The sequence below is a fragment of the Buttiauxella sp. AC142 genome, assembly GCF_979253435.1.
Map to the genome: position 1 here is coordinate 1,377,357 of NZ_CEEDCH010000001.1, position 23,019 is coordinate 1,400,375.

17 protein-coding genes are annotated in these 23,019 nt (G+C 50.1%); 14 read left to right on the plus strand and 3 right to left on the minus strand.

All coding sequences use genetic code 11. The annotated features are described in order from the left end of the window. Positions 1-144: 144 nt before the first annotated feature. From AC0IWZ_RS06235 to AC0IWZ_RS06265, 7 genes are all read left to right on the plus strand, one after another. On the plus strand, positions 145-2,415 hold the full coding sequence (locus tag AC0IWZ_RS06235) for a ComEC family protein (RefSeq protein ID WP_471677824.1): 2,271 nt from the start codon (positions 145-147) through the stop codon (positions 2,413-2,415). Positions 2,416-2,451: 36 nt separating this feature from the next. Next, positions 2,452-4,200 carry a lipid A ABC transporter ATP-binding protein/permease MsbA gene (msbA, locus tag AC0IWZ_RS06240; protein ID WP_034494324.1) on the plus strand — a complete coding sequence of 583 codons (1,749 nt, stop codon included), beginning with the start codon at positions 2,452-2,454 and terminating at the stop codon, positions 4,198-4,200. Beyond that, positions 4,197-5,180 (plus strand): tetraacyldisaccharide 4'-kinase, encoded by a 984-nt coding sequence (gene lpxK, locus AC0IWZ_RS06245; RefSeq protein ID WP_471677823.1) that lies wholly within the window; start codon positions 4,197-4,199, stop codon positions 5,178-5,180. Before msbA ends, lpxK begins: the two co-directional genes overlap by 4 nt. 51 nt (positions 5,181-5,231) lie before the next feature. After that, positions 5,232-6,467 carry a winged helix-turn-helix domain-containing protein gene (locus tag AC0IWZ_RS06250; RefSeq protein ID WP_410372148.1) on the plus strand — a complete coding sequence of 412 codons (1,236 nt, stop codon included), beginning with the start codon at positions 5,232-5,234 and terminating at the stop codon, positions 6,465-6,467. A gap of 46 nt (positions 6,468-6,513) precedes the next feature. Next, entirely contained in the window at positions 6,514-6,696 is a 183-nt protein-coding gene (gene ycaR, locus AC0IWZ_RS06255; protein ID WP_034494329.1) for a protein YcaR, read from the plus strand. After that, positions 6,693-7,439 (plus strand): 3-deoxy-manno-octulosonate cytidylyltransferase, encoded by a 747-nt coding sequence (gene kdsB, locus AC0IWZ_RS06260; protein WP_034494330.1) that lies wholly within the window; start codon positions 6,693-6,695, stop codon positions 7,437-7,439. The genes ycaR and kdsB overlap by 4 nt, the downstream gene beginning before the upstream one ends. 134 nt (positions 7,440-7,573) lie before the next feature. Further along, positions 7,574-8,467, plus strand: a complete 894-nt coding sequence (locus tag AC0IWZ_RS06265; protein WP_115629799.1) for a YcbJ family phosphotransferase — start codon at positions 7,574-7,576, stop codon at positions 8,465-8,467. On the opposite strand, the gene elyC is transcribed toward AC0IWZ_RS06265, so the two are convergent. Then, entirely contained in the window at positions 8,447-9,223 is a 777-nt protein-coding gene (elyC, locus tag AC0IWZ_RS06270) for an envelope biogenesis factor ElyC (RefSeq protein WP_034494332.1), read from the minus strand. The genes AC0IWZ_RS06265 and elyC overlap by 21 nt on opposite strands. A gap of 136 nt (positions 9,224-9,359) precedes the next feature. On the opposite strand from elyC, the gene cmoM reads away from it, so the two are divergent. The 7 genes from cmoM (at position 9,360) to AC0IWZ_RS06305 (ending at position 20,066) form a co-directional block, all read left to right on the plus strand. Beyond that, complete coding sequence (cmoM, locus tag AC0IWZ_RS06275) at positions 9,360-10,148, plus strand: tRNA uridine 5-oxyacetic acid(34) methyltransferase CmoM (RefSeq protein WP_410372146.1); 789 nt, start codon at positions 9,360-9,362, stop codon at positions 10,146-10,148. Further along, entirely contained in the window at positions 10,141-11,463 is a 1,323-nt protein-coding gene (gene mukF / locus AC0IWZ_RS06280) for a chromosome partition protein MukF (RefSeq protein WP_034494334.1), read from the plus strand. The genes cmoM and mukF overlap by 8 nt, the downstream gene beginning before the upstream one ends. Further along, positions 11,444-12,160, plus strand: a complete 717-nt coding sequence (gene mukE, locus AC0IWZ_RS06285; protein ID WP_115629791.1) for a chromosome partition protein MukE — start codon at positions 11,444-11,446, stop codon at positions 12,158-12,160. The genes mukF and mukE overlap by 20 nt, the downstream gene beginning before the upstream one ends. Beyond that, complete coding sequence (gene mukB, locus AC0IWZ_RS06290; RefSeq protein WP_410372145.1) at positions 12,157-16,605, plus strand: chromosome partition protein MukB; 4,449 nt, start codon at positions 12,157-12,159, stop codon at positions 16,603-16,605. The genes mukE and mukB overlap by 4 nt, the downstream gene beginning before the upstream one ends. 161 nt (positions 16,606-16,766) lie before the next feature. Further along, complete coding sequence (gene ldtD / locus AC0IWZ_RS06295) at positions 16,767-18,647, plus strand: L,D-transpeptidase (RefSeq protein ID WP_471677822.1); 1,881 nt, start codon at positions 16,767-16,769, stop codon at positions 18,645-18,647. 182 nt (positions 18,648-18,829) lie between these two features. Then, complete coding sequence (locus AC0IWZ_RS06300) at positions 18,830-19,378, plus strand: peptidoglycan L,D-endopeptidase MepK (protein WP_034494606.1); 549 nt, start codon at positions 18,830-18,832, stop codon at positions 19,376-19,378. Between the two features lie 40 nt (positions 19,379-19,418). Further along, positions 19,419-20,066: an MBL fold metallo-hydrolase gene (locus AC0IWZ_RS06305; RefSeq protein ID WP_034494338.1), complete on the plus strand. Its 648-nt coding sequence runs from the start codon at positions 19,419-19,421 to the stop codon at positions 20,064-20,066. 59 nt (positions 20,067-20,125) lie between these two features. Here AC0IWZ_RS06305 and AC0IWZ_RS06310 read toward each other — a convergent pair whose 3' ends face one another. Both AC0IWZ_RS06310 and AC0IWZ_RS06315 read right to left on the minus strand, forming a co-directional pair. Next, the gene (locus tag AC0IWZ_RS06310) at positions 20,126-21,316 is read right to left on the minus strand and encodes an amino acid aminotransferase (protein ID WP_034494339.1); all 1,191 of its coding nucleotides are present in this window, start codon (positions 21,314-21,316) and stop codon (positions 20,126-20,128) included. Between the two features lie 188 nt (positions 21,317-21,504). Beyond that, positions 21,505-22,686, minus strand: a complete 1,182-nt coding sequence (locus AC0IWZ_RS06315) for a porin (protein WP_034494340.1) — start codon at positions 22,684-22,686, stop codon at positions 21,505-21,507. Positions 22,687-23,019 lie beyond the last annotated feature (333 nt).

Consider the following 23,019-nt stretch of genomic DNA (forward strand, 5'->3'; position numbering starts at 1 on the left):
AATCTGTCTTTTCGAGCAGACTCGCAAAATTCATGAGCGTTACTTTTTAGAGCGTAAAACCCTGGAACCCTCATCGGAAAGTCAATAAAACCTGACTGACTCTAATGATTAGATATCTCAGACTGCCCTCAACAAGGAGGTTCTGTGAACAATCTAATCGGTATGTGTTTTTGCATAATTATTGGCATTATCCCCTTAATGGTGCTGCCTGCTATTCCTGCTGGCAACGTCATAGCCGCACTGCTTGTTATCGCCCTGTGCCTGGCTTTTATTCCATTCCGATTGATGCGTTTCGCTGCAATTATTGTGATTTGTTTTGGCTGGGCGCTTTTCAGTGCAAGGCAGAGTCTTATGCCCTTCGAAAGGTGGGCGGCGAAACCCGTTGTCGTCGAAGCGACGGTTACTCGCACTGATGGAAAACAGAATCATGAGCTGCAAATAATCTCGGTAGAAGGCAAATCCATTTTCCCAACCTTTGGTATCAGAAGTCAGGGAGCTTACCTGGCAGAAAGTGTGTGCGCAGGGCAGCGCTGGCGCATGAAAGTCCTGCTTCGCCCGGTTCATGGCCAACTTAATGAGGGCGGTTTTGATAGCCAAAGATACGCACTTGCACAGCATCAGCCTTTTAGTGCACGTATTATTTCGGCTCAACAAATCTCTGAAAAATGCAGCCTGCGAGCACACTGGCTTACTGCAGTGGAGGGAGTGACCGAATCATTGCCTTATCAGGGAGTCATTCTGGCGTTGGCTTTTGGTGAACGTTCTGGCGTGAGCGATGAACAAAAGAACTTACTGCGCCAGAGTGGCACTGCTCATTTGATGGCGATTTCCGGGATGCATATTTCACTGGCGGCCATGGTCGGTTGGTTACTGGCGCGTTTGTTGCAACTGAGTTTTCCGACCCATCGAATTCATTACAGGATGCCCTTAATAGCCAGTGTCATAGCTGCGGGTGTATATACCTGGCTTGCTGGCGGAAATCCTCCGGCAGTAAGAGCATTGATTGGTTTGAACATCTGGTTATTACTTAAGTTACAAGGCCGAAGCTGGTCGGGATGGGAAGTCTGGTTGTGTTGTATTGCCGGTATCCTGATTTACGATCCGCTAGCGGTATTATCAGACAGTTTTTGGTTATCGATACTTGCCGTGGCGGCACTTATTTTTTGGTATCAATGGATGCCGCTTCCGCGCAGTGTGGCAACGGCGCGATGGTTCTGTCGATATCCGCTTTATTTATTACACCTACAAATTGGCATTATGCTTTTACTGATGCCGCTCCAAATTTTTATCTTTCACGGAATCAGCCTCAGTGCGCTGTTTGCCAACGTGTTTGCGGTCCCGCTGATTTCATTTATCGTTGTCCCATTGCTACTTGCCGGATTAGTATTGACCCACGCTCCGTGGCTCGGTGAACACTTATGGTGGGCAGTTGACCGCTTTTTAGCACTGTTATTTAACGTTTTATCTCTGTTACCAGACGGTTGGCTGACTGTGGACAGGCGCTTCCAGGCATTGAGCCTGAGCGGTTGGTTAATTGTCGTTATCCATCGTTTATCACTTTGGCGGAGCTCATTTGTATCAGTAGTGGCTCTGATGTTGTCTCTGGCTGCTTCTACAATGCGAGTAGATAAAAAAGATGATTCATGGCAGGTGGTTATGCTGGATGTGGGGCATGGGCTAGCTATCGCGCTGATCAGGCAAGGAAAAGTGTTTTTATATGACACCGGGAATGCCTGGCCTGGCGGTGACGCTGCGCAACAAGTCATTATTCCATGGTTGCGTTGGCATCATTTGTCACTCGAGCAAGTTGTCATAAGCCATGAACATCTTGACCATAGAGGGGGGTTAAACAGCCTACAACGTGAATGGCCTGCTATAAAAGTTCGTAGCCCTTTACGCTGGGCGGGGCATAATCCTTGTTTTCAAGGTGAGAAATGGCAGTGGCAGAAATTACAATTTACCGTGCTCTGGCCACCCGTTTCACCCACTTCGACCGGTAATAATGGCTCATGTGTTGTGATGGTGAGCGACGGACATTTTCGTATTTTATTAACCGGGGATGTGGAAGCTGAAGCAGAATTGGCTATGCTGAAGAGGCGATGGGGCATATTACATGCTGATATTATTCAGGTACCTCATCATGGCAGCCGTACATCATCTGGTGCTCCCTTACTACGAGCAGTCGCTGGAACTGCGGCACTTGCCTCAACATCGCGCTATAACGCATGGCATTTACCTTCTGGAAAAGTAGTCAAACGCTATCAGTCGCAGGGGTACACCTGGTACGACACTGCGCAATCAGGCCAACTTACTATCGATATAAATAGTGATAAATGGCAAATCAATAGCCTCAGAGCTCAAATTTCACCCCGTTGGTATCATCAGTGGTTTGGTGTATCCCGGGATAATGGGTAGAATATGCGGCTATTTCATCTAATGCTGGTTTACTGAATGCATAACGATAAAGATCTTTCCACATGGCAGACCTTCCGCCGCCTTTGGCCGATGATTGCTCCTTTTAAGCCAGGTCTGATTGTGGCTGGTATTGCGTTAATCCTCAACGCTGCCAGTGATACCTATATGCTGTCTTTACTCAAACCGTTACTGGATGATGGTTTTGGAAAAACCGATAAATCGGTTTTGCTCTGGATGCCTTTAGTTGTTATCGCACTGATGGTGCTGCGTGGCGTGACAAGCTATGTTTCCAGCTACTGTATCTCCTGGGTTTCAGGGCACGTGGTTATGAACATGCGTCGTCGTTTGTTCAGTCATATGATGGGGATGCCTGTTGCATTCTTTGACCAACAGTCAACGGGGACTCTGCTCTCGCGTATCACTTATGACTCCGAACAAGTTGCCTCGTCTTCTTCCAGCGCATTAATAACAGTTGTCCGTGAAGGTGCTTCAATCATCGGCCTGTTTGTATTGATGTTCTGGTATAGCTGGCAGCTTTCGCTGATTCTGATTGTGCTGGCACCTATCGTTTCTTTTGCTATCCGCTTTGTTTCAAAGCGTTTTCGTAATATCAGCAAAAATATGCAGAACACGATGGGCCAAGTGACAACCAGTGCTGAGCAAATGCTGAAAGGTCATAAAGAAGTGTTGATCTTCGGCGGTCAGGATGTTGAAACCGAACGTTTCAACAAGGTCAGTAACCGTATGCGTCTTCAAGGCATGAAACTGGTGTCTGCATCGTCTATCTCTGATCCGATCATTCAGCTCATCGCTTCTCTGGCTCTGGCTTTCGTCATTTATGCGGCAAGCTTCCCAAGTGTTATGGAAACACTGACTGCTGGTACTATCACGGTTGTGTTCTCTTCCATGATTGCACTGATGCGTCCGTTGAAATCATTAACCAACGTCAACGCACAGTTCCAACGCGGTATGGCCGCATGCCAGACGCTGTTCTCTATTCTCGATACTGAGCAAGAGAAAGACACCGGGACTCGCGTGATTGAGCGTGCTAAAGGTGATGTTGAATTCCGTGATGTGACCTTTACTTACCCTGGCCGCGATGTGCCTGCACTGCGCAGCATCAACCTGAATATTCCAGCAGGGAAAACGGTAGCGCTTGTCGGGCGTTCGGGGTCGGGGAAATCCACCATCGCAAGCCTGATGACGCGTTTTTACGATATTCAGGAAGGCAACATTACGATTGATGGTGTGGATATTCGTGAATACACACTGTCTTCTCTGCGTAATCAGGTAGCTCTTGTTTCGCAAAATGTTCATTTATTCAATGACACTATTGCGAACAACATTGCCTATGCGCGCAATGAACAGTATTCGCGTGCAGATATCGAAAAAGCTGCGCAAATGGCTTATGCCATGGACTTTATCAGTAAGATGGATAATGGCCTGGATACCGTCATTGGTGAAAATGGCGTGCTTCTTTCAGGCGGCCAACGTCAGCGTATCGCCATTGCCCGCGCACTGTTACGCGACAGTCCAATTCTGATTCTTGATGAAGCAACATCTGCTTTGGATACCGAGTCAGAACGTGCAATTCAGGCTGCACTGGATGAACTGCAGAAAAACCGTACCTCTCTGGTCATCGCTCACCGTTTATCAACTATTGAACAGGCTGATGAAATTGTCGTGGTAGAGGACGGTCGCATTGTGGAACGTGGTGCTCACGTCGAACTGCTTGAACACCGTGGGGTCTATGCGCAACTGCATCGGATGCAATTCGGTTCATGATTGAACGCATTTGGTCGGGAAAATCTCCCCTCTATCTTTTGCTATTACCGCTCTCCTGGCTTTATGGCCTGGTGAGCGGTGCTATTCGTCTTAGCTATAAAATAGGGTTACAAAAAAGCTGGCGCGCTCCTGTGCCAGTGGTGGTGGTCGGGAATCTGACTGCGGGTGGTAACGGCAAAACTCCGGTTGTTATCTGGCTGGTTGAGCAACTACAGCAGCGTGGTATTCGTGTTGGCGTGGTCTCGCGGGGTTATGGCGGTAAAGCAGAATCCTACCCATTGTTGTTGAACCCGGATACCACTACTACCCAGGCGGGTGATGAACCCGTACTTATCTATCAGCGCACTGGTGCCGCAGTCGCTGTGGCACCCCGTCGTAGTGATGCGGTAAAAATACTGGTGGAAAAAGTACAACCGCAATTGATTATTACCGATGACGGTTTGCAGCATTACGCGCTGGCCCGTGATAAAGAAATTGTGGTTGTTGACGGCATCAGGCGATTTGGTAACGGCTGGTGGTTACCGGCAGGGCCAATGCGTGAACGCACAGGCCGTCTGGCGTCTGTGGATGCCGTTATCACAAATGGTGGTGTGGCAAAAGCGGGAGAAATCTCGATGGCGCTCTATCCCGGTGATGCAGTCAATTTGTTGACCGGAGAAAAGCGCCCGGTACATCTGTTGACAAATGTGGTTGCAATGGCTGGCATTGGACATCCACCACGCTTTTTTGCCACGTTGCAGCAATGTGGTGTAAATCCGGTTCACACAGTCAGTCTTAGCGATCACCAGGCACTGAGCGAAAGTGATGTGGAAAAACTCGTTCAGACGGGGCAAACCTTGTTAATGACCGAGAAAGATGCGGTGAAGTGTCGTGCTTTCGTTAACGGTCATGATAACTGGTGGTACTTACCGGTCGATGCGCATCTGGCGCAACCTCAGGCCGATGAATTATTGCACTCATTATTGGCGCTGGTGCGCTAAACAAAAGTTCGCGCACCAGAATTCAAGTTTGCTGACGACAGGTATTCTTTCATGTCTGTACCGCAACTGACTTTACGTGCAGCCCGCAACCTTCATCTGGCAGCACAGGGCTTATTACAAAAACCTCGCCGTCGTCCTAAACCTTCCGATGTTACCGCTGCGATTTCTCGCATGTCACTGCTTCAGATTGACACGATCAATATTGTTGCTCGTAGCCCTTACCTGGTTTTATTCAGCCGCTTAGGCAGCTATCCGCAAAGCTGGTTAGATGATGCTCTGCTTGGTGGTGAGTTAATGGAATATTGGGCGCATGAAGCCTGCTTTTTGCCGCGAAAAGATTTCGCGTTGATACGCCACCGGATGCTGAATCCAGAAAAGATGGGCTGGAAATATCGCCCTGAATGGATGGTAGAACATGCCGCAGAAATCGAAAAACTTTTAGCCCATATCGAATGCAACGGCCCTGTTAGATCTGCTGATTTTGAACACCCGCGCAAAGGTGCTAGTGGGTGGTGGGAATGGAAGCCACATAAAAAGCATCTTGAAGGTTTGTTCACCGCCGGAAAAGTTATGGTGGTTGAACGACGTAATTTTCAAAGGGTGTACGATCTCACCTCACGTGTTATGCCGCACTGGAATGATGATTTGCATCTCATTCATCAGCAAGATGCGGAACAACAAATGCTTGCAAACAGTGCCCGTAGTCTGGGGATTTTCCGTCCCGAATGGCTAGCTGATTATTACCGACTAAAGAATATCTCGCTCAAACCCCTGCTTGCACAATGGCAAGAGAACGGCATCGTGACTCGGGTCGATGTGGAGGGGATTGGTGAAATGTGGCTACATCATGAACAGTTGCCATTAATGGAAAAAGCCGAGAAAAATACCCTACGCGCCACGCATAGTGCGGTGCTTTCTCCTTTCGATCCGGTGGTATGGGATCGCAAACGTGCTGAAGTGTTGTTCGGATTCTCATATCGCCTTGAATGCTACACGCCTGCTGAAAAGCGCAAATACGGTTACTTTGTGCTTCCATTATTGCATCAAGGGGCTTTAGTCGGTCGTATTGATGCAAAAATGCATCGTAAAACCGGTGAGCTGGAAATTATCAGCCTCTATCTTGAAGACGGCGTTAAACCGGGTCAGGTATTGATCAATGGCTTGCACTCGGCACTGACAGATTTTGCGCAATGGCAAAATGCGAGCCGGATTCTTCTTGGAAATATTCCCGCCGTTTTAGCTTCATCCTGGGGTGAAGGCTGGGAAATTAGCCCGGAAAGCCCGTGAATTATGTTATTCTGCTGCCTTTGATGGCAGCCATTCTGGAGTAACCATGGATCATCGATTACTTGAAATCATTGCTTGCCCGGTATGTAACGGCAAGTTGTACTTTAATCAGGAAAAGCAGGAGCTTATCTGCAAACCTGATCACCTGGCGTTTCCCCTGCGCGATGGTATTCCAGTGCTGCTGGAGACTGAAGCTCGAGTATTGACTTCTGACGAGACGAATCCATGAGTTTTGTGGCAATTATTCCTGCTCGCTATGCTTCGACACGTTTGCCGGGCAAACCTCTGAAAGACATCAACGGTAAACCGATGGTGGTGCATGTTCTGGAGCGCGCCCGCGAATCGGGTGCCGATCGCATCATCGTTGCAACCGACCATGAAGATGTTGCACGTGCGGTTGAAGCGGCTGGTGGTGAAGTTTGTATGACCCGCGCCGATCACCATTCTGGCACCGAACGTCTTGCTGAAGTTATTGAAAAATATAATTTTAGTGATGATACTGTGATTGTGAATGTGCAGGGCGATGAGCCGATGATCCCTCCGGTTATCATTCGCCAGGTCGCGCTCAATCTGGCAAACAGTCAGGCAGGAATGGCGACACTGGCTGTGCCAATCGACTCTGCGGAAGAAGCCTTCAATCCCAACGCAGTAAAAGTCGTGATGGATGCGCAGGGTTATGCACTTTATTTCTCCCGTGCGACGATTCCATGGGATAGAGATCGCTTTGCCCAGTCGCGTGAAACAATTGGTGATTCTCTGCTGCGCCACATCGGTATCTACGGCTACCGCGCCGGTTTTATCCGCCGCTATGTGACTTGGGAACCTAGCCAGCTCGAACAAATCGAAATGCTCGAACAGTTACGCGTTTTGTGGAATGGTGAAAAAATCCATGTTGCTGTCGCTAAAGAAATCCCGAGTATTGGCGTTGATACGCCGGAAGATTTGGAACGAGTTCGTCAGGCAATGCGCTAATCCTTCTTCTCTAATAAAAAACCGGCGCTCAGCGCCGGTTTTTTATTATCGTCAGTCAATTTGATCTGAATGGATGACATCCTGCGTTCTCAAGCTCATTATAAAAACACCAGTGTTGTAAGGGGTAATGAGTCATGGAGTTGCTACGCAAGGAATTGAGTCATCTGCTGGGTGAAAAACTAAGCCGGATTGAGTGCATCAATGAACAGCCAAACACCGCTCTGTGGTCGCTATATGATAGCGACGGGAATGCGATGTCTCTGCTGGCAAAAAGTTTTAGCACCCCCGGCATTGCTGCTCAGTTAGCCTGGAAAATGTCGATGCTTGCACGATCCGGCACAGTGCGTATGCCTGTGGTTTACGGCGTTGTGACTCACGATGACACTCCTGGGCCGGATGTACTATTAATGGAGCGTTTACGTGGCGTACCCGTTGAAGCTCCCACCCGCACGCCAGATCGTTGGGAGCATCTCAAAGATCAAATTGTAGAAGGCCTGCTAGCCTGGCACCGGGTTGATAGCCGTGGCTGCGTCGGGAATGTCGACAACACTCAAGAGAATATCTGGCCTTCATGGTATCGGCAGCGCGTCGAAACGCTTTGGGCCACCATCAATCAATATCCGAATAATGGCCTGACTATGCAGGACCGGCGCATCCTGTTCCGCACACGGGAATGTTTGCCGCGTCTGTTCGAAGACTTCAACGACAATTGCGTGTTGATCCACGGCAACTTTACCCTCAGCAGCATGCTAAAAGATGGTCGTAGCGATCAGTTACTGGCAATGGTAAATCCGGGTATGACGCTTTGGGCACCGCGGGAATATGAAATATTCCGCCTGTATGAAGCAGGGCAGTCTGAAAGTTTGTTGTGGCATTATTTGCAGCGTGCGCCCGTGTCAGAGTCATTCTTGTGGCGGCGTTGGCTATATGTTCTGTGGGATGGTGTCGATCAACTGCTACAGACGGGCCGCTTAAATCGACCCGCCTTTGATGTGGCTGCGAAAAATTTACTTCCCTGGATCTCCTGAGGATCCTTTCATCCACTGCCAGATGCGTCCCAGAGTTTCATAACCAGCCCGGTCGCTGTGCATTAGCCACACTGGAGAAGGGATGATTCGCTCCCAGGGATTTAACGGAGACTCAATCGCCAGTTGGTTCGCGGGTGCCGGAAGGGGATGTAAACCTGCATTGTGGAAGAAAACCATCGCCCTCGGTAAGTGAGAGGCGGAAGTCACCAGCAAGAACGGTTGCTGCCCGATGGCTTTCTCCACCGCAGCCGCTTCCTCTTCGGTATCTTTTGGCGAGTCCAGAGTGATTATCTCGGAGCGTGGAACGCCCAGACTCTCAGCCACTCTGGCACCGGCTTCAGCGGTACTGACCGGATTTGTCATCGCTCTTGCCCCGGTAAAAATGAGCTTCGAACCAGGGTTTTCCTGCCATAACCGAATGCCTTCAGTCACGCGTGGCAAACTATTATTGATGAGATTGGAACTCGGCGCCCATTCTGGGTTCCACGTATAGCCACCGCCTAAAATCACGATGTAATCCACTTTCTCGCTTCCGCGCCAGGTCGGGTAGGTATTTTCGATAGGCTTGAGCATTTTGTCGGCTACGGGCTGTAAGCTAATCAGCAGCAAAACTAACCAACTCACGCTTAACAGCGCTTTTGCGCTTTTTTGCCAACGGGTGAACCACAACAAGCAAAGTGCCACGCCCATCATCAATAATAAAAAAGGTAAGGGCAGAAGCAGTCCCCCGATAAATTTTTTCAGGATAAAAAGCATGAATTATGGGTCCTTTTTTAGCCATACAGCAGGTAAACGCAGGTGATCTTACACCAGACGGGTTCATTCCTGGCGCAGCTGTGCCAAAATACCCACCGATCTCGGATAATCCCTTTTCCCCCATGGAGCCGTACCCGTGCGTGACCGCAATTTTGACGATATTGCTGAGAAGTTCTCACGCAACATTTACGGTACAACCAAAGGACAACTTCGCCAGGCCATCTTATGGCAAGATCTTGATGCTTTGCTCTCCACCATGCCTGAGAAATTACGGGTTCTGGATGCAGGCGGCGGCGAAGGACAAACTGCCTGCGGTCTTGCGCAGCGGGGTCATGAAGTTCTGCTCTGTGATGTTTCCGCTGAGATGATTTCTCGCGCTCAGGCACAAGCCTGTGAGAAAGGTGTGAGCGAGAACATGCATTTCGTACATTCCTCCGCCCAGGATATTGGTCAACATTTGGAAAAGCCGGTTGATCTGATATTGTTTCACGCTGTGCTGGAATGGGTCGTAGATCCTCAGGCCGTACTGAAAACATTGTGGGATTGTCTGGCACCCGGCGGTGCTTTATCCCTGATGTTCTACAATGCTAACGGCTTACTGATGAGAAATATGTTTGTCGGTAACTTCGAATATGTTCTCCAGGGCATGAAAAAGAATAAGCGAAAGACTCTGTCGCCTGACAATCCGCTACAGCCAGAACAGGTGTACCACTGGCTGGAGCAAATTGGCTGGCAGATAACCGGGAAAACCGGTGTGCGAGTGTTCCACGATTACTTACGCGATAAGCACAAACAACGCGATGGTTTTGAGAATTTGCTTGAACTGGAAACGCGTTATTGCCGCCAGGAACCTTTTGTGAGCCTCGGCCGCTATATCCACGTGACAGCTATCAAGCCGCTTGAGCCAAGGAAAAATTATGAGTGATGTTTCCCAGACAGTGCCGGAGCTGGTTGCCTGGGCCAGGAAAAATGACTACTCGATTTCACTTCCAACAGAGCGCCTGACGTTCCTGTTGGCTATCGCCACTCTAAACGGTGAGCGCCTGGACGGTGAGATGAGTGAAGGCGAGCTGATAGATGCTTTCCGCCACGTCAGCGAAGGTTTTGACCAAACCAGCGAAACCATTAACGTTCGCGCCAATAACGCCATCAATGACATGGTGCGCCAGCGTTTAATCAACCGTTTTGTCAGCGAAATCAATGAAGGCAATGCGATTTATCGCCTGACGCCGCTCGGCATTGGTATTACTGATTACTACATTCGTCAGCGCGAGTTTTCGACGTTGCGTTTATCCATGCAGCTGTCGATTGTCGGGGGCGAATTGAAGCGCGCGGCGGATTCAGCGGATGAAGATGGTGACGAGTTCCACTGGCATCGCAACGTTTTTGCGCCACTGAAATACTCGGTCGCCGAGATTTTTGACAGCATCGATCTCACCCAACGCATCATGGATGAGCACCAACAACAGGTTAAAGATGACATCGCGCAACTGCTGAACAAAGACTGGCGTGCGGCCATTTCCAGTTGCGAAATGTTGTTATCCGAAACTTCCGGTACGTTGCGTGAATTGCAGGACACCCTTGAAGCCGCAGGTGACAAGCTTCAGGCAAATCTATTACGCATCCAGGATGCCATTTTGGGGCGTGATGATCTGCATTTTGTTGACCGCCTGGTGTTTGATTTGCAAAGCAAACTGGACCGCATCGTTAGCTGGGGCCAACAGGCCATTGACCTGTGGATCGGCTATGACCGTCACGTTCATAAATTCATTCGTACCGCTATCGACATGGATAAAAACCGTGTTTTTGCGCAGCGTCTGCGCGTTTCGGTACAAAACTATTTCGATGCCCCTTGGGCACTGACCTACGCCAACGCCGATCGTCTGCTGGATATGCGTGATGAAGAAATGACGCTGCGTGACGATGAAGTCATGGGCGAGCTGCCAAGTGACCTGGAATTCGAAGAGTTTAATGAAATCCGCGAACAGCTTGCTGCCATGATTGAAGCTGCACTTCAGGTCTATAAAACCAGACAAGTGCCGCTGGATTTAGGTGTGGTAATGCGGGACTATCTGGCGCAATACCCACGCGCCCGCCATTTCGATGTGGCGAGAATCGTAGTCGACCAGGCTGTTCGTCTGGGTGTGGCTGAAGCAGACTTTACTGGCTTGCCGCCACAGTGGCAGGCAATTAACGATTACGGAGCCAAGGTACAGGCGCATGTCATCAACAAATATTGAAAAAGTGATGCCAGTAAAACTGGCACAGGCGTTGGCCAATCCGTTATTTCCAGCACTCGATAGCCAATTACGCTCCGGAAGGCACGTCGGGCTTGATGAACTGGATAATCATGCCTATTTGATGGACTTCCAGGATGAACTGGAAGAGTTTTACACCCGCTATAATGTGGAGTTAATTCGCGCGCCGGAAGGTTTCTTCTATTTGCGTCCGCGCTCCACCACGCTGATTCCGCGCTCTGTGTTATCCGAGCTGGACATGATGGTCGGGAAAATCCTTTGTTACCTGTATCTCAGCCCGGAACGCCTGGCTAACGAAGGTATCTTTACTCAGGCTGAACTCTACGACGAGTTATTGACGCTGGCGGATGAAAGTAAGCTGCTCAAGCTGGTGAATAACCGTTCTACTGGCTCCGATCTGGACCGCCAGAAGCTGCAAGAAAAAGTGCGTGCCTCGCTAACCCGTCTTCGCCGTCTCGGCATGATCTGGTTTATGGGGCATGACAGCAGCAAATTCCGTATTACCGAATCCGTATTCCGCTTTGGTGCCGATGTGCGCGCCGGTGACGATGCGCGTGAAGCGCAGTTACGCATGATCCGTGATGGAGAAGCGATGCCGGTAGAAACTCGTTTGCAACTCAATGATGAAACAGAAGAGTCGCAAATTGTTCAGGACAACGCGGAGGATGAACAGGAATGATTGAACGCGGAAAGTTTCGCTCACTAACGCTGATTAACTGGAACGGTTTCTTCGCGCGTACTTTTGATTTAGATGAGCTGGTTACCACGCTTTCAGGCGGTAACGGTGCCGGTAAATCCACCACAATGGCGGCGTTTGTCACCGCGTTAATCCCCGATTTAACGCTGCTGCACTTCCGTAATACCACCGAAGCAGGGGCCACATCTGGCTCACGCGATAAAGGTCTGCACGGTAAATTAAAAGCCGGTGTCTGTTATTCCTTGTTGGACGTGGTTAACTCCCGCAATCAACGTGTCGTGGTCGGTGTGCGTCTGCAACAAGTCGCAGGCCGCGACCGCAAAGTCGACATCAAACCGTTCGCCATTCAGGGTCTGCCGACGTCTATTCAGCCAACACAATTGCTGACGGAAGCGCTCAACGAACGCCAGGCGCGCGTACTAAGCCTGCAAGAGTTGAAAGATAAAGTGGAAGCCATCGACGGCGTTCAGTTTAAACAGTTCAACTCGATTACCGATTACCACTCGCTGATGTTTGATTTGGGCATTGTGGCGCGTCGTCTACGCAGTGCGTCAGATCGTAGCAAGTACTACCGTCTGATCGAAGCCTCGCTTTACGGCGGGATTTCCAGCGCGATCACCCGTTCACTGCGCGACTATTTATTGCCTGAAAACGGCGGCGTGCGTAAAGCCTTCCAGGATATGGAAGCGGCTTTGCGTGAAAACCGCATGACGCTTGAAGCGATTCGCGTCACTCAATCAGACCGTGACCTGTTTAAGCATTTGATTTCTGAAGCCACCAATTACGTGGCCGCAGACTACATGCGTCATGCCAACGAACGCCGCATTCATCTGGATAAAGCGCTCGAATTCCGTCGTGAATTGTTGACCAGCCGTAAGCAACTGGCTGCGGAACAATACAAACATGTCGAAATGGCACGCGAGCTTGGCGAACACAGCGGTGCGGAAGGGGATCTGGAAACAGATTACCAGGCGGCCAGTGACCACCTGAACCTGGTGCAAACGGCGATTCGCCAGCAGGAAAAAATCGAGCGCTATGAAGCCGACCTCGATGAACTGCAAATGCGCCTCGAAGAACAAAATGAAATTGTTGCTGAAGCCTCTGAGCAACAAGAAGAAAACGAAGCCCGCGCCGAAGCCGCAGAGCTGGAAGTTGATGAACTGAAAAGTCAGCTTGCCGACTACCAGCAAGCGCTTGATGTGCAGCAAACTCGCGCGATTCAGTACCAACAAGCGTTGCAGGCGCTCGAGCGTGCGCGTTCACTGTGCCATCTGCCAGATTTAACCGCTGAAAGTGCGGAAGAATGGCTGGAAACCTTCCAGGCTAAAGAGCAGGAAAGCACTGAGAATCTGCTCAATCTTGAGCAGAAAATGAGTGTGGCGCAAACCGCGCACAGCCAGTTTGAGCATGCTTATCAGCTGGTGACGGCCATCAATGGCCCGGTGAGTCGTAGTGATGCCTGGAACGTTGCGCGTGAATTACTGCGTGACAGCAATAATCAGCGCCACCTGATGGAACAAGTTCAGCCATTGCGTGCTCGTCTTAACGAACTCGAGCAGCGCCTTCGCGAGCAGCAAGAAGCTGAACGGATGTTTGCTGAGTTCTGCAAACGTCAGGGTAAACACTTCGATCCCGAAGATCTGGAAGTGTTGCATGACGAGCTTTCTGAACGCATCGAAACCTTGCAGCAACGCGTTGCTGATGCCAGCGATCAGCGTGCCAATTTGCGTCAGGAACAAGAGCAAATTCAGGCGCGTATTAAACGCCTGCAACAGCGCGCACCGATTTGGCTGGCAGCGCAAACCAGCCTGACTCAGCTTTGTGAGCAAAGCCATGAGCAGTTCGAGAGCAGTCAGCAAGTTACTGAATATATGCAGCAACTGCTTGAGCGCGAGCGTGAAGTCACCGTTGAACGTGATGAAGTCGGCGCCCGTAAGCGTGCCATCGATGAAGAAATCGAACGTCTCAGCCAACCAGGCGGTGCTGAAGACTCACGTTTAAATGCGCTGGCTGAACGGTTTGGCGGCGTACTGTTGTCGGAAATTTATGACGACATCAGCCTCGACGACGCACCGTACTTCTCTGCGTTGTATGGCCCATCGCGTCACGCCATTGTGGTGCCAGACTTATCGTTAGTGCGCGATCAACTCGATAATCTCGAAGATTGCCCGGAAGACTTGTACTTAATTGAAGGGGACCCGGCTTCCTTCGATGACAGCGTTTTCACCGTTGAAGAGCTAAATGCCGCGGTTCTGGTCAAAACCGCCGAACGCCAGTGGCGCTATTCGCGTTTGCCTCAGCTGCCATTGTTTGGTCGCGCGGCCCGTGAAAACCGTCTCGAAAAGCTGCATGCGGAGCGTGAAACTCTGGCGGAACGTTTCGCAACGTTGTCATTTGATGTTCAGAAATCTCAGCGTTTGCACCAGTCATTCAGCCGCTTCATCGGCCAGCATTTGGGCGTGGCATTTGACGATGATCCGGAAGCGGAAATTCGTCAGCTAAACACCCGTCGTGGCGAAGTTGAACGTGCTATCAACAGCCATGAAAACGACAATCAGCAACAGCGCCAGCAATACGATCAGGCTAAAGAAGGCGTTGATCAACTTAACCGCCTGTTGCCGCGCATTAGTTTGTTAAATGATGAAACACTGGCTGACCGTTGTGATGAAATCCGTGAGCGTCTTGACGAAGCGGAAGAAGCGGCTCGTTTCCTTCATCAGTTTGGTAATCCGCTGGCGAAACTCGAAGCAGTGGCGTCAGTACTGCAAAGCGATCCGGAACAGTTCGAGCAGTTAAAAGAAGACTATCAATACGCGCAGCAAGTGCAGCGTGACGCGCGTCAGCAGGCGTTTGCGTTGACTGAAGTTGTGCAGCGTCGCGCACACTTTAGCTACTCAGATTCCGCCGCAATGCTAGATGGCAATAGCGATTTAAATGAAAAATTGCGTAACCGTCTTGAGCAGGCCGAAGCAGAACGTACTCGTTCACGTGAAGCGCTGCGCAGCCATGCTCAGCAATTGAGTCAGTTCAGCCAGTTAATGGCGTCGCTGAAAAGCTCCTTTGACACTAAAAAAGAGCTGCTGACCGACCTCCATAAAGAGTTACAGGATATTGGTGTTCGTGCCGATCTCGGTGCGGAAGAGCGCGCACGTGCGCGTCGCGACGAACTGCATACTGCGCTAAGTAACAACCGCTCTCGCCGTAATCAGCTTGAAAAAGCGCTGACGATGTGTGAAGCGGAAATGAGCAACCTGACGCGTAAACTGAAGCAACTGGAGCGCAGCTATTTTGAAATGCGCGAACAGGTTGTGACAGCGAAAGCGGGTTGGTGTGCCGTCATGCGCATGGTGAAAGAGAATGGGGTTGAGCGCCGTCTGCATCGCCGCGAACTGGCGTATGTTACGGGCGACGAGCTGCGTTCTATTTCGGATAAAGCATTGGGTGCTTTGCGACTGGCCGTGGCAGATAACGAGCATCTGCGTGATGTCCTGCGTATGTCTGAAGATCCTAAACGTCCTGAACGTAAAATTCAGTTCTTTGTGGCTGTCTACCAGCATCTTCGCGAGCGTATCCGCCAGGATATCATCCGTACTGACGACCCAGTTGAAGCCATCGAACAGATGGAGATTGAACTGAGCCGTCTGACTGAAGAATTGACCTCACGCGAGCAGAAACTGGCGATCAGTTCCCGCAGCGTGGCGAATATTATTCGCAAGACGATTCAGCGCGAGCAGAACCGTATTCGGATGCTCAATCAGGGTCTGCAAAGCGTTTCATTCGGCCAGGTAAACAGCGTTCGCCTGAATGTGAACGTGCGTGAAACCCATGCGATGTTGCTGGATGTGCTTTCAGAACAGCATGAACAGCATCAGGATTTGTTCAACAGTAACCGCCTGAGCTTCTCTGAAGCATTAGCGAAACTGTATCAACGCCTGAATCCGCAAATCGATATGGGCCAGCGCACGCCGCAGACCATTGGCGAAGAACTGCTGGATTATCGCAACTATCTTGAAATGGAAGTTGAAGTTAACCGTGGTTCAGATGGCTGGTTGCGTGCGGAAAGTGGCGCGTTATCTACCGGGGAAGCCATCGGTACCGGGATGTCAATTCTGGTTATGGTCGTTCAAAGCTGGGAAGAAGAGTCGCGCCGCCTGCGCGGAAAAGACATTTCCCCATGCCGTTTGCTGTTCCTTGATGAAGCGGCACGACTGGATGCCAAGTCCATTGCGACACTATTTGAGCTGTGTGAACGACTCGAAATGCAACTGATCATTGCGGCACCAGAGAACATCAGCCCGGAAAAAGGCACTACTTATAAGCTGGTACGTAAGGTTGTTCAGAACCATGAACACGTACACGTAGTCGGGCTGCGAGGCTTTGCACCGCCGCTTCCCGAACCGGTTGCCGGAACAATAGATGCGTCATAAATAATCGCGGGCTACGGCCCGCGTTTTCTTTTCTCGATAGTTCTTAATCTTTAATTTTATTTACATTTATACGGGCAAATAATATTCGCTGTTTATATACTGAGTTTAAAACCCAGCGCTAAAAGCTGGGGAATGTAATGTGTATAAACAGGGGGCAAAGGATGTTGCTAAAAAAAACGCACGGTTTTCGACTGTCAGCGCTCGGTTACGGGCTGGCACTCAGTTTCGCTCCACTGTTTATGGCGCAGGCCGATGAGCCAGCGGTAGTTCCATCTGACAGCTCTGCTGTGAGCATTGAACCAGCCAGCTCACCTGACCAGCCATTACCACAATCAACCGCTACCGCCACGATGGTGGGCGTGCTCCCGCTTAATTCTACCGGTATGTCAGCCGCGCAAAGCCGCTCGCAGCTCGTGGCGCATCTGCCTGCAGGTTACACACCGGTTTATTTGAATGCGCTATCAGCCTTCTATGCCGCACGTGAAATGAAGCCGATGTGGGAAAATCGCGATGCCGTTAAGGCCTTCCAGCAACAGCTCGCGGAACTTGCCATAGCGGGTATTCAGCCTCAGTTTACGACTTGGGTTGAGTTGCTGACCGACCCCTCCGTTACCGGTATGAGCCGCGACATCGTTTTATCTGATGCGATGATGGGCTATTTGCAATTTGTGTATGGTATTCCGACCGAAGGCAACCGCTGGCTTTACAGCACCAAGCCGTACAAGATGCAGACCCCGCCAATTTCCGTAATTAACCAGTGGCAGGTGGCTGTCGATCAAGGAACGCTGGTGAGTTTTGTTGAGACCTTAGCGCCTCAGCATCCGCAATATGCCAAATTACATCAATCGCTCGTGCACTTGCTGAGCGACTCGCGCCCCTGGCCTCAATTGACCGGGAGTGAAACACTGCGCCCTGGCCAGTGGAGCAATGACGTGCCAGCCCTGCGTGAAATTCTTGCGCGTACCGGTATGCTGCAAGCTGAGCCATCTATTCCTCTGCCTGACCGCTCGGGCAGAGGCGATACCATTGCGGCGGTTAGCCCGTCAGCGATTCAGTTAGACAGTGACCAGACCGCGCAACAGGTTCCAGATGCCGTCGCCGGGAAGAAAAAGAAATCAGCACCTGCTGTTCGCAGTTCCTATAGCAAAGAGCTGATTGAAGGGGTTAAGCGCTTTCAGAAATGGCAGGGACTGGGTGTTGATGGCGCAATTGGTGCACTAACACGCGACTGGCTGAATGTGACACCACAGCAGCGTGCATCGCTGGTGGCGTTAAATATTCAGCGTTTGCGCTTGCTGCCGAAGAAACTTGATACCGGCATTATGGTTAACATTCCTAACTATTCCCTGAGCTATTACCTTAACGGCAGTGAAGTATTGGCTTCGCGTGTGATTGTTGGGCGCCCGGATCGTAAAACTCCGATGATGAGCAGTGCGCTCAATAATGTGGTGGTTAACCCGCCATGGAACGTGCCACCAACGCTTGCGCGGAATGACATTCTGCCAAAAGTGCGCCAGGACCCGGGCTATCTCGAAAGACACGGCTATAGCGTACTGCGTGGCTGGAGTAACAATGCCGAATCTATCGACCCGTGGCGCGTTGACTGGGAAACCATCACGGCCAGCAATTTGCCTTTCCGCTTCCAGCAAAAACCGGGAACCCAGAACTCGTTAGGCCGATACAAATTTAATATGCCAAGTTCTGATGCGATTTATTTGCATGACACGCCAAATCACAACTTGTTCCAGAAAGACGCAAGAGCGCTGAGTTCGGGCTGCGTGAGGGTAAACAAAGCTTCTGAACTGGCAAATATGCTGTTACAGGATGCGGGCTGGAACGATGCGCGGATTTCGAGTCAGCTTAAAGACGGCAGTACGAAGTATGTAAACATTCGTCAGACCATCCCGGTGAACCTTTACTACCTGACTGCTTTCGTTGGTGAAGATGGGCGCACCCAATACCGTACAGATATTTACAATTATGATCTCACCGCGCGATCTGGCGCACAAATTCTTCCAAAAGCTGAACTATTGATCCGGTAAATGCAGTAATTCTAATGAATTAGCGGTCGTAATAATTGCGTAACCCAATCGGGGCCTCTACAGGCCCCGGTTTTACTGGGTTTAGCGCGCCTTGACTCGCATTGTTTTGGCAGTTAAGGTTCCCGGCAGTGCGCCTGAAGTGCATATTATTCGATCGTTTTTTACCTGTAGACCTGGACATCATGGACAAATTTGACGCAAACCGCCGCAAGCTGCTGGCGATGGGTGGCGTGGCTTTAGGTGCCGCTCTGCTTCCGTCGCAAGCGTTTGCCACACTCTCAACACCGCGCCCGCGCATTCTGACTCTCAATAACCTGCATACAGGTGAGTCATTGAAAGCCGAATTTTTCGATGGTAAAGGCTATATTCAGGACGAATTAGCAAGGCTTAATCATTTCTTCCGTGATTATCGCGCGAACAAAATGAAATCCATCGACCCTAAATTGTTTGATCAGCTTTATCGTTTGCAGGGTTTGTTGGGGACCAACAAACCGGTGCAATTGGTATCAGGCTATCGTTCGCTCGACACCAATAATGAATTACGTGCCCACAGCCGCGGTGTTGCTAAAAAGAGCTATCACACCAAAGGCCAGGCCATGGATTTCCATATTGAAGGGATTTCGTTAAGCAATGTTCGCAAAGCAGCATTATCTATGCGCGCTGGTGGTGTAGGATACTACCCACGCAGCAACTTTGTGCATATTGATACGGGGCCACTAAGGCACTGGTAAAACAACGGAATCCGGCGATTGCTGCCGGTATTGGAGTGTCATGAACTATCACATTATCCCGGTCACTGCATTCGGCCAAAACTGTTCACTGATTTGGTGTGAAGAAACTCAACAGGCAGCGTTGGTTGATCCCGGTGGTGAAGCCGAAAAGATCAAACAGCAAGTTGCAGCGAAAGGGGTGAAACTCACGCAAATCCTGCTAACGCATGGTCATCTTGACCACGTTGGTGCGGCTGCTGAACTGGCCGAGTTTTATGGCGTTCCTGTTGTCGGGCCGGAAAAAGAAGACGAATTTTGGTTGCAGGGATTACCTGCACAAAGCCAAATGTTTGGTCTGGAAGAATGCCTGCCGCTGACCCCCGATCGTTGGTTAAATGAAGGGGATAGCGTGTCAGTGGGAAATGTAACCTTACAGGTGTTGCATTGCCCAGGGCACACGCCTGGTCACGTTGTATTCTTTGATGCGCAATCTCAGTTGCTGATTTCCGGTGATGTGATTTTCAAAGGCGGAGTGGGGCGCAGTGATTTCCCGCAGGGCAATCATGCCGCGTTAATTGACTCCATTAAGCGTAAGTTACTGCCGCTGGGTGATGATGTGACGTTTATCCCAGGGCACGGCCCGCTTTCAACGCTCGGTTACGAGCGCCTGCACAACCCGTTCCTGCAAGACGAATTACCGGTCTGGTAAAGTCTGGTGAAATAAAAAAAGCCGCTTTAATCAGCGGCTTTTTTGTCTCTGCTATTTGTTTACAGCACAGCGACGATGGCCTCGCACAGCGGTGCCATGTTATCTGGCGTCATACCTGCAACGTTCACACGCCCGGATGCAACCGCATACACACCAAACTCTTCACGTAAACGCAGCACCTGCTCTTTGGTCAGGCCGCTGAACGAGAACATGCCGTTCTGGTTGATGATAAAGCTAAAGTCGCGGTCAGCGCCTTTCTCTTGCAGAGTATTCACAAACAGCTGGCGCATGCGATGAATACGCTGGCGCATGTCAGACAGTTCCTGCTCCCAGATAGTACGCAGCGCTTCGTTGCTCAAAATGGTAGCAACAACAGATGCGCCGTGTGCTGGCGGGTTAGAGTAGTTAGCGCGAATCACTGACTTCATCTGGCTGAATGCACGGTCAACGGTATCGGCATTGGCGGCAACCAGCGTACAAGCACCTACGCGCTCATTGTACAGGCCAAAGTTCTTGGAGTACGAACTGGCAACAATCAGTTCCTGGTGGCTTGCAGCAAAGATACGCAGGCCTTCTGCATCTTCTTCCAGACCACGAGCAAAGCCCTGGTAGGCGAAGTCAAACAGTGGTAGCCAGCCTTTAGCCTGAGACATCTCAGCCAGGACCTTCCACTGTTCAGCCGTTGGGTCGATACCGGTTGGGTTGTGGCAGCAGCCATGGAACAACACGACGTCGCCAGCTTGTGCCGCTTGCAGACTGCTAACCAGGCCATCAAAATTCAGAGAATGGTTTTGCGCGTCGTAATAGTCATATTCGCAAACTTCCAGACCCGCTGAATTAAATACGCTTTTGTGGTTCGGCCAGCTTGGATTGCTCACCCACACACGTTTAGCCGTGGTGTTTTTAGCGAGGAAATCAGCGGCAACACGCAATGCACCTGTGCCACCTGGGGTTTGTGCGGTGCGGGCGCGTTTGGCCGCGCTCAGTGCGTTGCCTTTCCCGAACAGCAATTCCTGGGTGCAATGACCGAATTCAGGAATACCGTCGATACCGAGGTAATTCTTGGTGTTCTCATTCTCAAGAAGATACAGCTCTGCTTTTTTAACGCTGGTCAGAACCGGAGTTTTACCCGTTTCATCTTTATAAACACCAATGCCGAGGTTAATTTTTGTCGGACGGTCATCGGCGCGAAACAGATCGGCCAAACCAAGAATTGGATCAGCAGGGGCTGCGGTAATGTTCTCAAACATGACGGGTTTCCATTTTGATATCGAGGGAGTAACGCTCTCAGGTTAACTGCTGTTTTAGCAAATGCCAACCGTTTGCAACAAAAAGAAACAGGCTCCGTCACAAGTAATTTTTTTCATCTTTTCAGGCATAAAAAAACAGGGCCGAAGCCCTGTTTTTAAATCATCCTTGCAACAAAGTTGCGGGATAATTAGAACTGGTAAACGATACCAACTGTGGTCTGGTCGTCAGTTTCCAGACCAGTAGCAGCGCTGTATGCGTTATCATCCAACAGGTTGAATTTATACGCAGCGTATACGTTCATGTTTTTGTTGAAGTAGTACCAGGTACCCACTTCGACGTATTTAACCAGGTCAGCATTGCCGCCGTTGAAGCCATTACGTGCAACCAGGTCTTTACCTTTAGACTGAACGTAACCAATGGATGGACGCAGGCCGAAATCGAACTGGTACTGAACTACAGCTTCGAAGTTCTGAGTTTTGTTCGCGAAGTTAGCATCTGCTTCGCGAGTCATGTTGGTAGTCTCTGCATACTGGATAGCTGCGTAGACGTTGTTTGCATCGTATTTAGCAGCAGTAGACCATGCTTCAGCTTGATCACCGCTCGCGCCGCCGTTGTAAGCAACACCGGCTGGAGTCGAAGCTGTTAATGCATTTTTCTGTGCATCGGTACGGTCAGAGTTCGCATAACCCGCAGCAACGCTGAAGCCTTCTGCAAAATCATAAGTTACAGCCGTGCTGTAGCCTTCGCCGTTGGCTTTAGCGCCGTTACCGCTCAGGGAAATTGACGTTGGAGTACCGGTAGTGTTGTCGTATTCAACTGTCACTGGGCTGTTACGATCGTTTTTACCCTGGTATTGCAGAGCAAAGTTCAGACCATCAACCAGGCCGAAGAAGTTGCTGTTACGGTAGGTCAGAACGCCATTGGTACGGCCAGTCATGAAGTTGTCAGTAGCAACCCAAGAATCGCCACCCCAAACAACCAGCATATCGGTATAAGCCGCTACGTCGTAGATTGCGCCGTAGTTACGACCGTAATCCAGGGAGCCTGCATCGCCAAATTTCAGACCAGCAAATGCCAGACGAGTGTTTTGGCTCTGAGCGCCTTCCGGATTGGAAGCGGTCATGTTGTATTCCCACTGACCGTAACCAGTCATCTGGTCATTGATCTGGGTCTCACCCTTGAAGCCAATACGAGCATAGGTAGAGTCAGCGTTGGTGCTGTTGCCGTTAGTTGTCCAGCCATGCTCACCTACAGCTTTACCGTAGAAGTCCAGTTTGTTGCCGTTTTTGTTGTAGATTTCTGCAGCGTTAGCTGCACCGGCTACCAGCAGAGCAGGGATTAACACTGCCAGAATATTGCGCTTCATCATTATTTATTACCCTCATTAGGTTTTTTTGTAACACCTGCCACTGCCGTCAATAATTCTGTACGGAACTATTGATGAGAGTTTGGTGTCTTTCTGTATCTGTCAGGCATCTTTCCATCCATGAAACCGTTTCGCTAGCCTGAAAGTGCTACAAACATCGAGAGTGAGTTACAAGAAGAAACTATGTGTAACTAAATGTGTATTTTACGGAACTTTGTGAACTATCTCAAACTTCCTGGCCGCTTCGTCTAAAATTCCACCTTTCTTATCCTATATATATGAAATACTTATGTTTAATTGGCATAAGTTAAACTTCAGTGAATATTTCGCTTACAT

Bases quoted from the DNA above. Each gene is read 5' to 3' on its own strand.
- AC0IWZ_RS06300 (WP_034494606.1), top strand. From the start codon at position 18,830: ATGGACAAATTTGACGCAAACCGCCGCAAGCTGCTGGCGATGGGTGGC.
- mukE (WP_115629791.1), top strand. From the start codon at position 11,444: ATGTCATCAACAAATATTGAAAAAGTGATGCCAGTAAAACTGGCACAG.
- kdsB (WP_034494330.1), top strand. From the start codon at position 6,693: ATGAGTTTTGTGGCAATTATTCCTGCTCGCTATGCTTCGACACGTTTG.
- AC0IWZ_RS06265 (WP_115629799.1), top strand. From the start codon at position 7,574: ATGGAGTTGCTACGCAAGGAATTGAGTCATCTGCTGGGTGAAAAACTA.
- ldtD (WP_471677822.1), top strand. From the start codon at position 16,767: ATGTTGCTAAAAAAAACGCACGGTTTTCGACTGTCAGCGCTCGGTTAC.
- mukB (WP_410372145.1), top strand. From the start codon at position 12,157: ATGATTGAACGCGGAAAGTTTCGCTCACTAACGCTGATTAACTGGAAC.
- msbA (WP_034494324.1), top strand. From the start codon at position 2,452: ATGCATAACGATAAAGATCTTTCCACATGGCAGACCTTCCGCCGCCTT.
- AC0IWZ_RS06305 (WP_034494338.1), top strand. From the start codon at position 19,419: ATGAACTATCACATTATCCCGGTCACTGCATTCGGCCAAAACTGTTCA.
- mukF (WP_034494334.1), top strand. From the start codon at position 10,141: ATGAGTGATGTTTCCCAGACAGTGCCGGAGCTGGTTGCCTGGGCCAGG.
- AC0IWZ_RS06310 (WP_034494339.1), bottom strand. From the start codon at position 21,316: ATGTTTGAGAACATTACCGCAGCCCCTGCTGATCCAATTCTTGGTTTG.
- AC0IWZ_RS06250 (WP_410372148.1), top strand. From the start codon at position 5,232: ATGTCTGTACCGCAACTGACTTTACGTGCAGCCCGCAACCTTCATCTG.
- lpxK (WP_471677823.1), top strand. From the start codon at position 4,197: ATGATTGAACGCATTTGGTCGGGAAAATCTCCCCTCTATCTTTTGCTA.
- elyC (WP_034494332.1), bottom strand. From the start codon at position 9,223: ATGCTTTTTATCCTGAAAAAATTTATCGGGGGACTGCTTCTGCCCTTA.
- ycaR (WP_034494329.1), top strand. From the start codon at position 6,514: ATGGATCATCGATTACTTGAAATCATTGCTTGCCCGGTATGTAACGGC.
- AC0IWZ_RS06315 (WP_034494340.1), bottom strand. From the start codon at position 22,686: ATGATGAAGCGCAATATTCTGGCAGTGTTAATCCCTGCTCTGCTGGTA.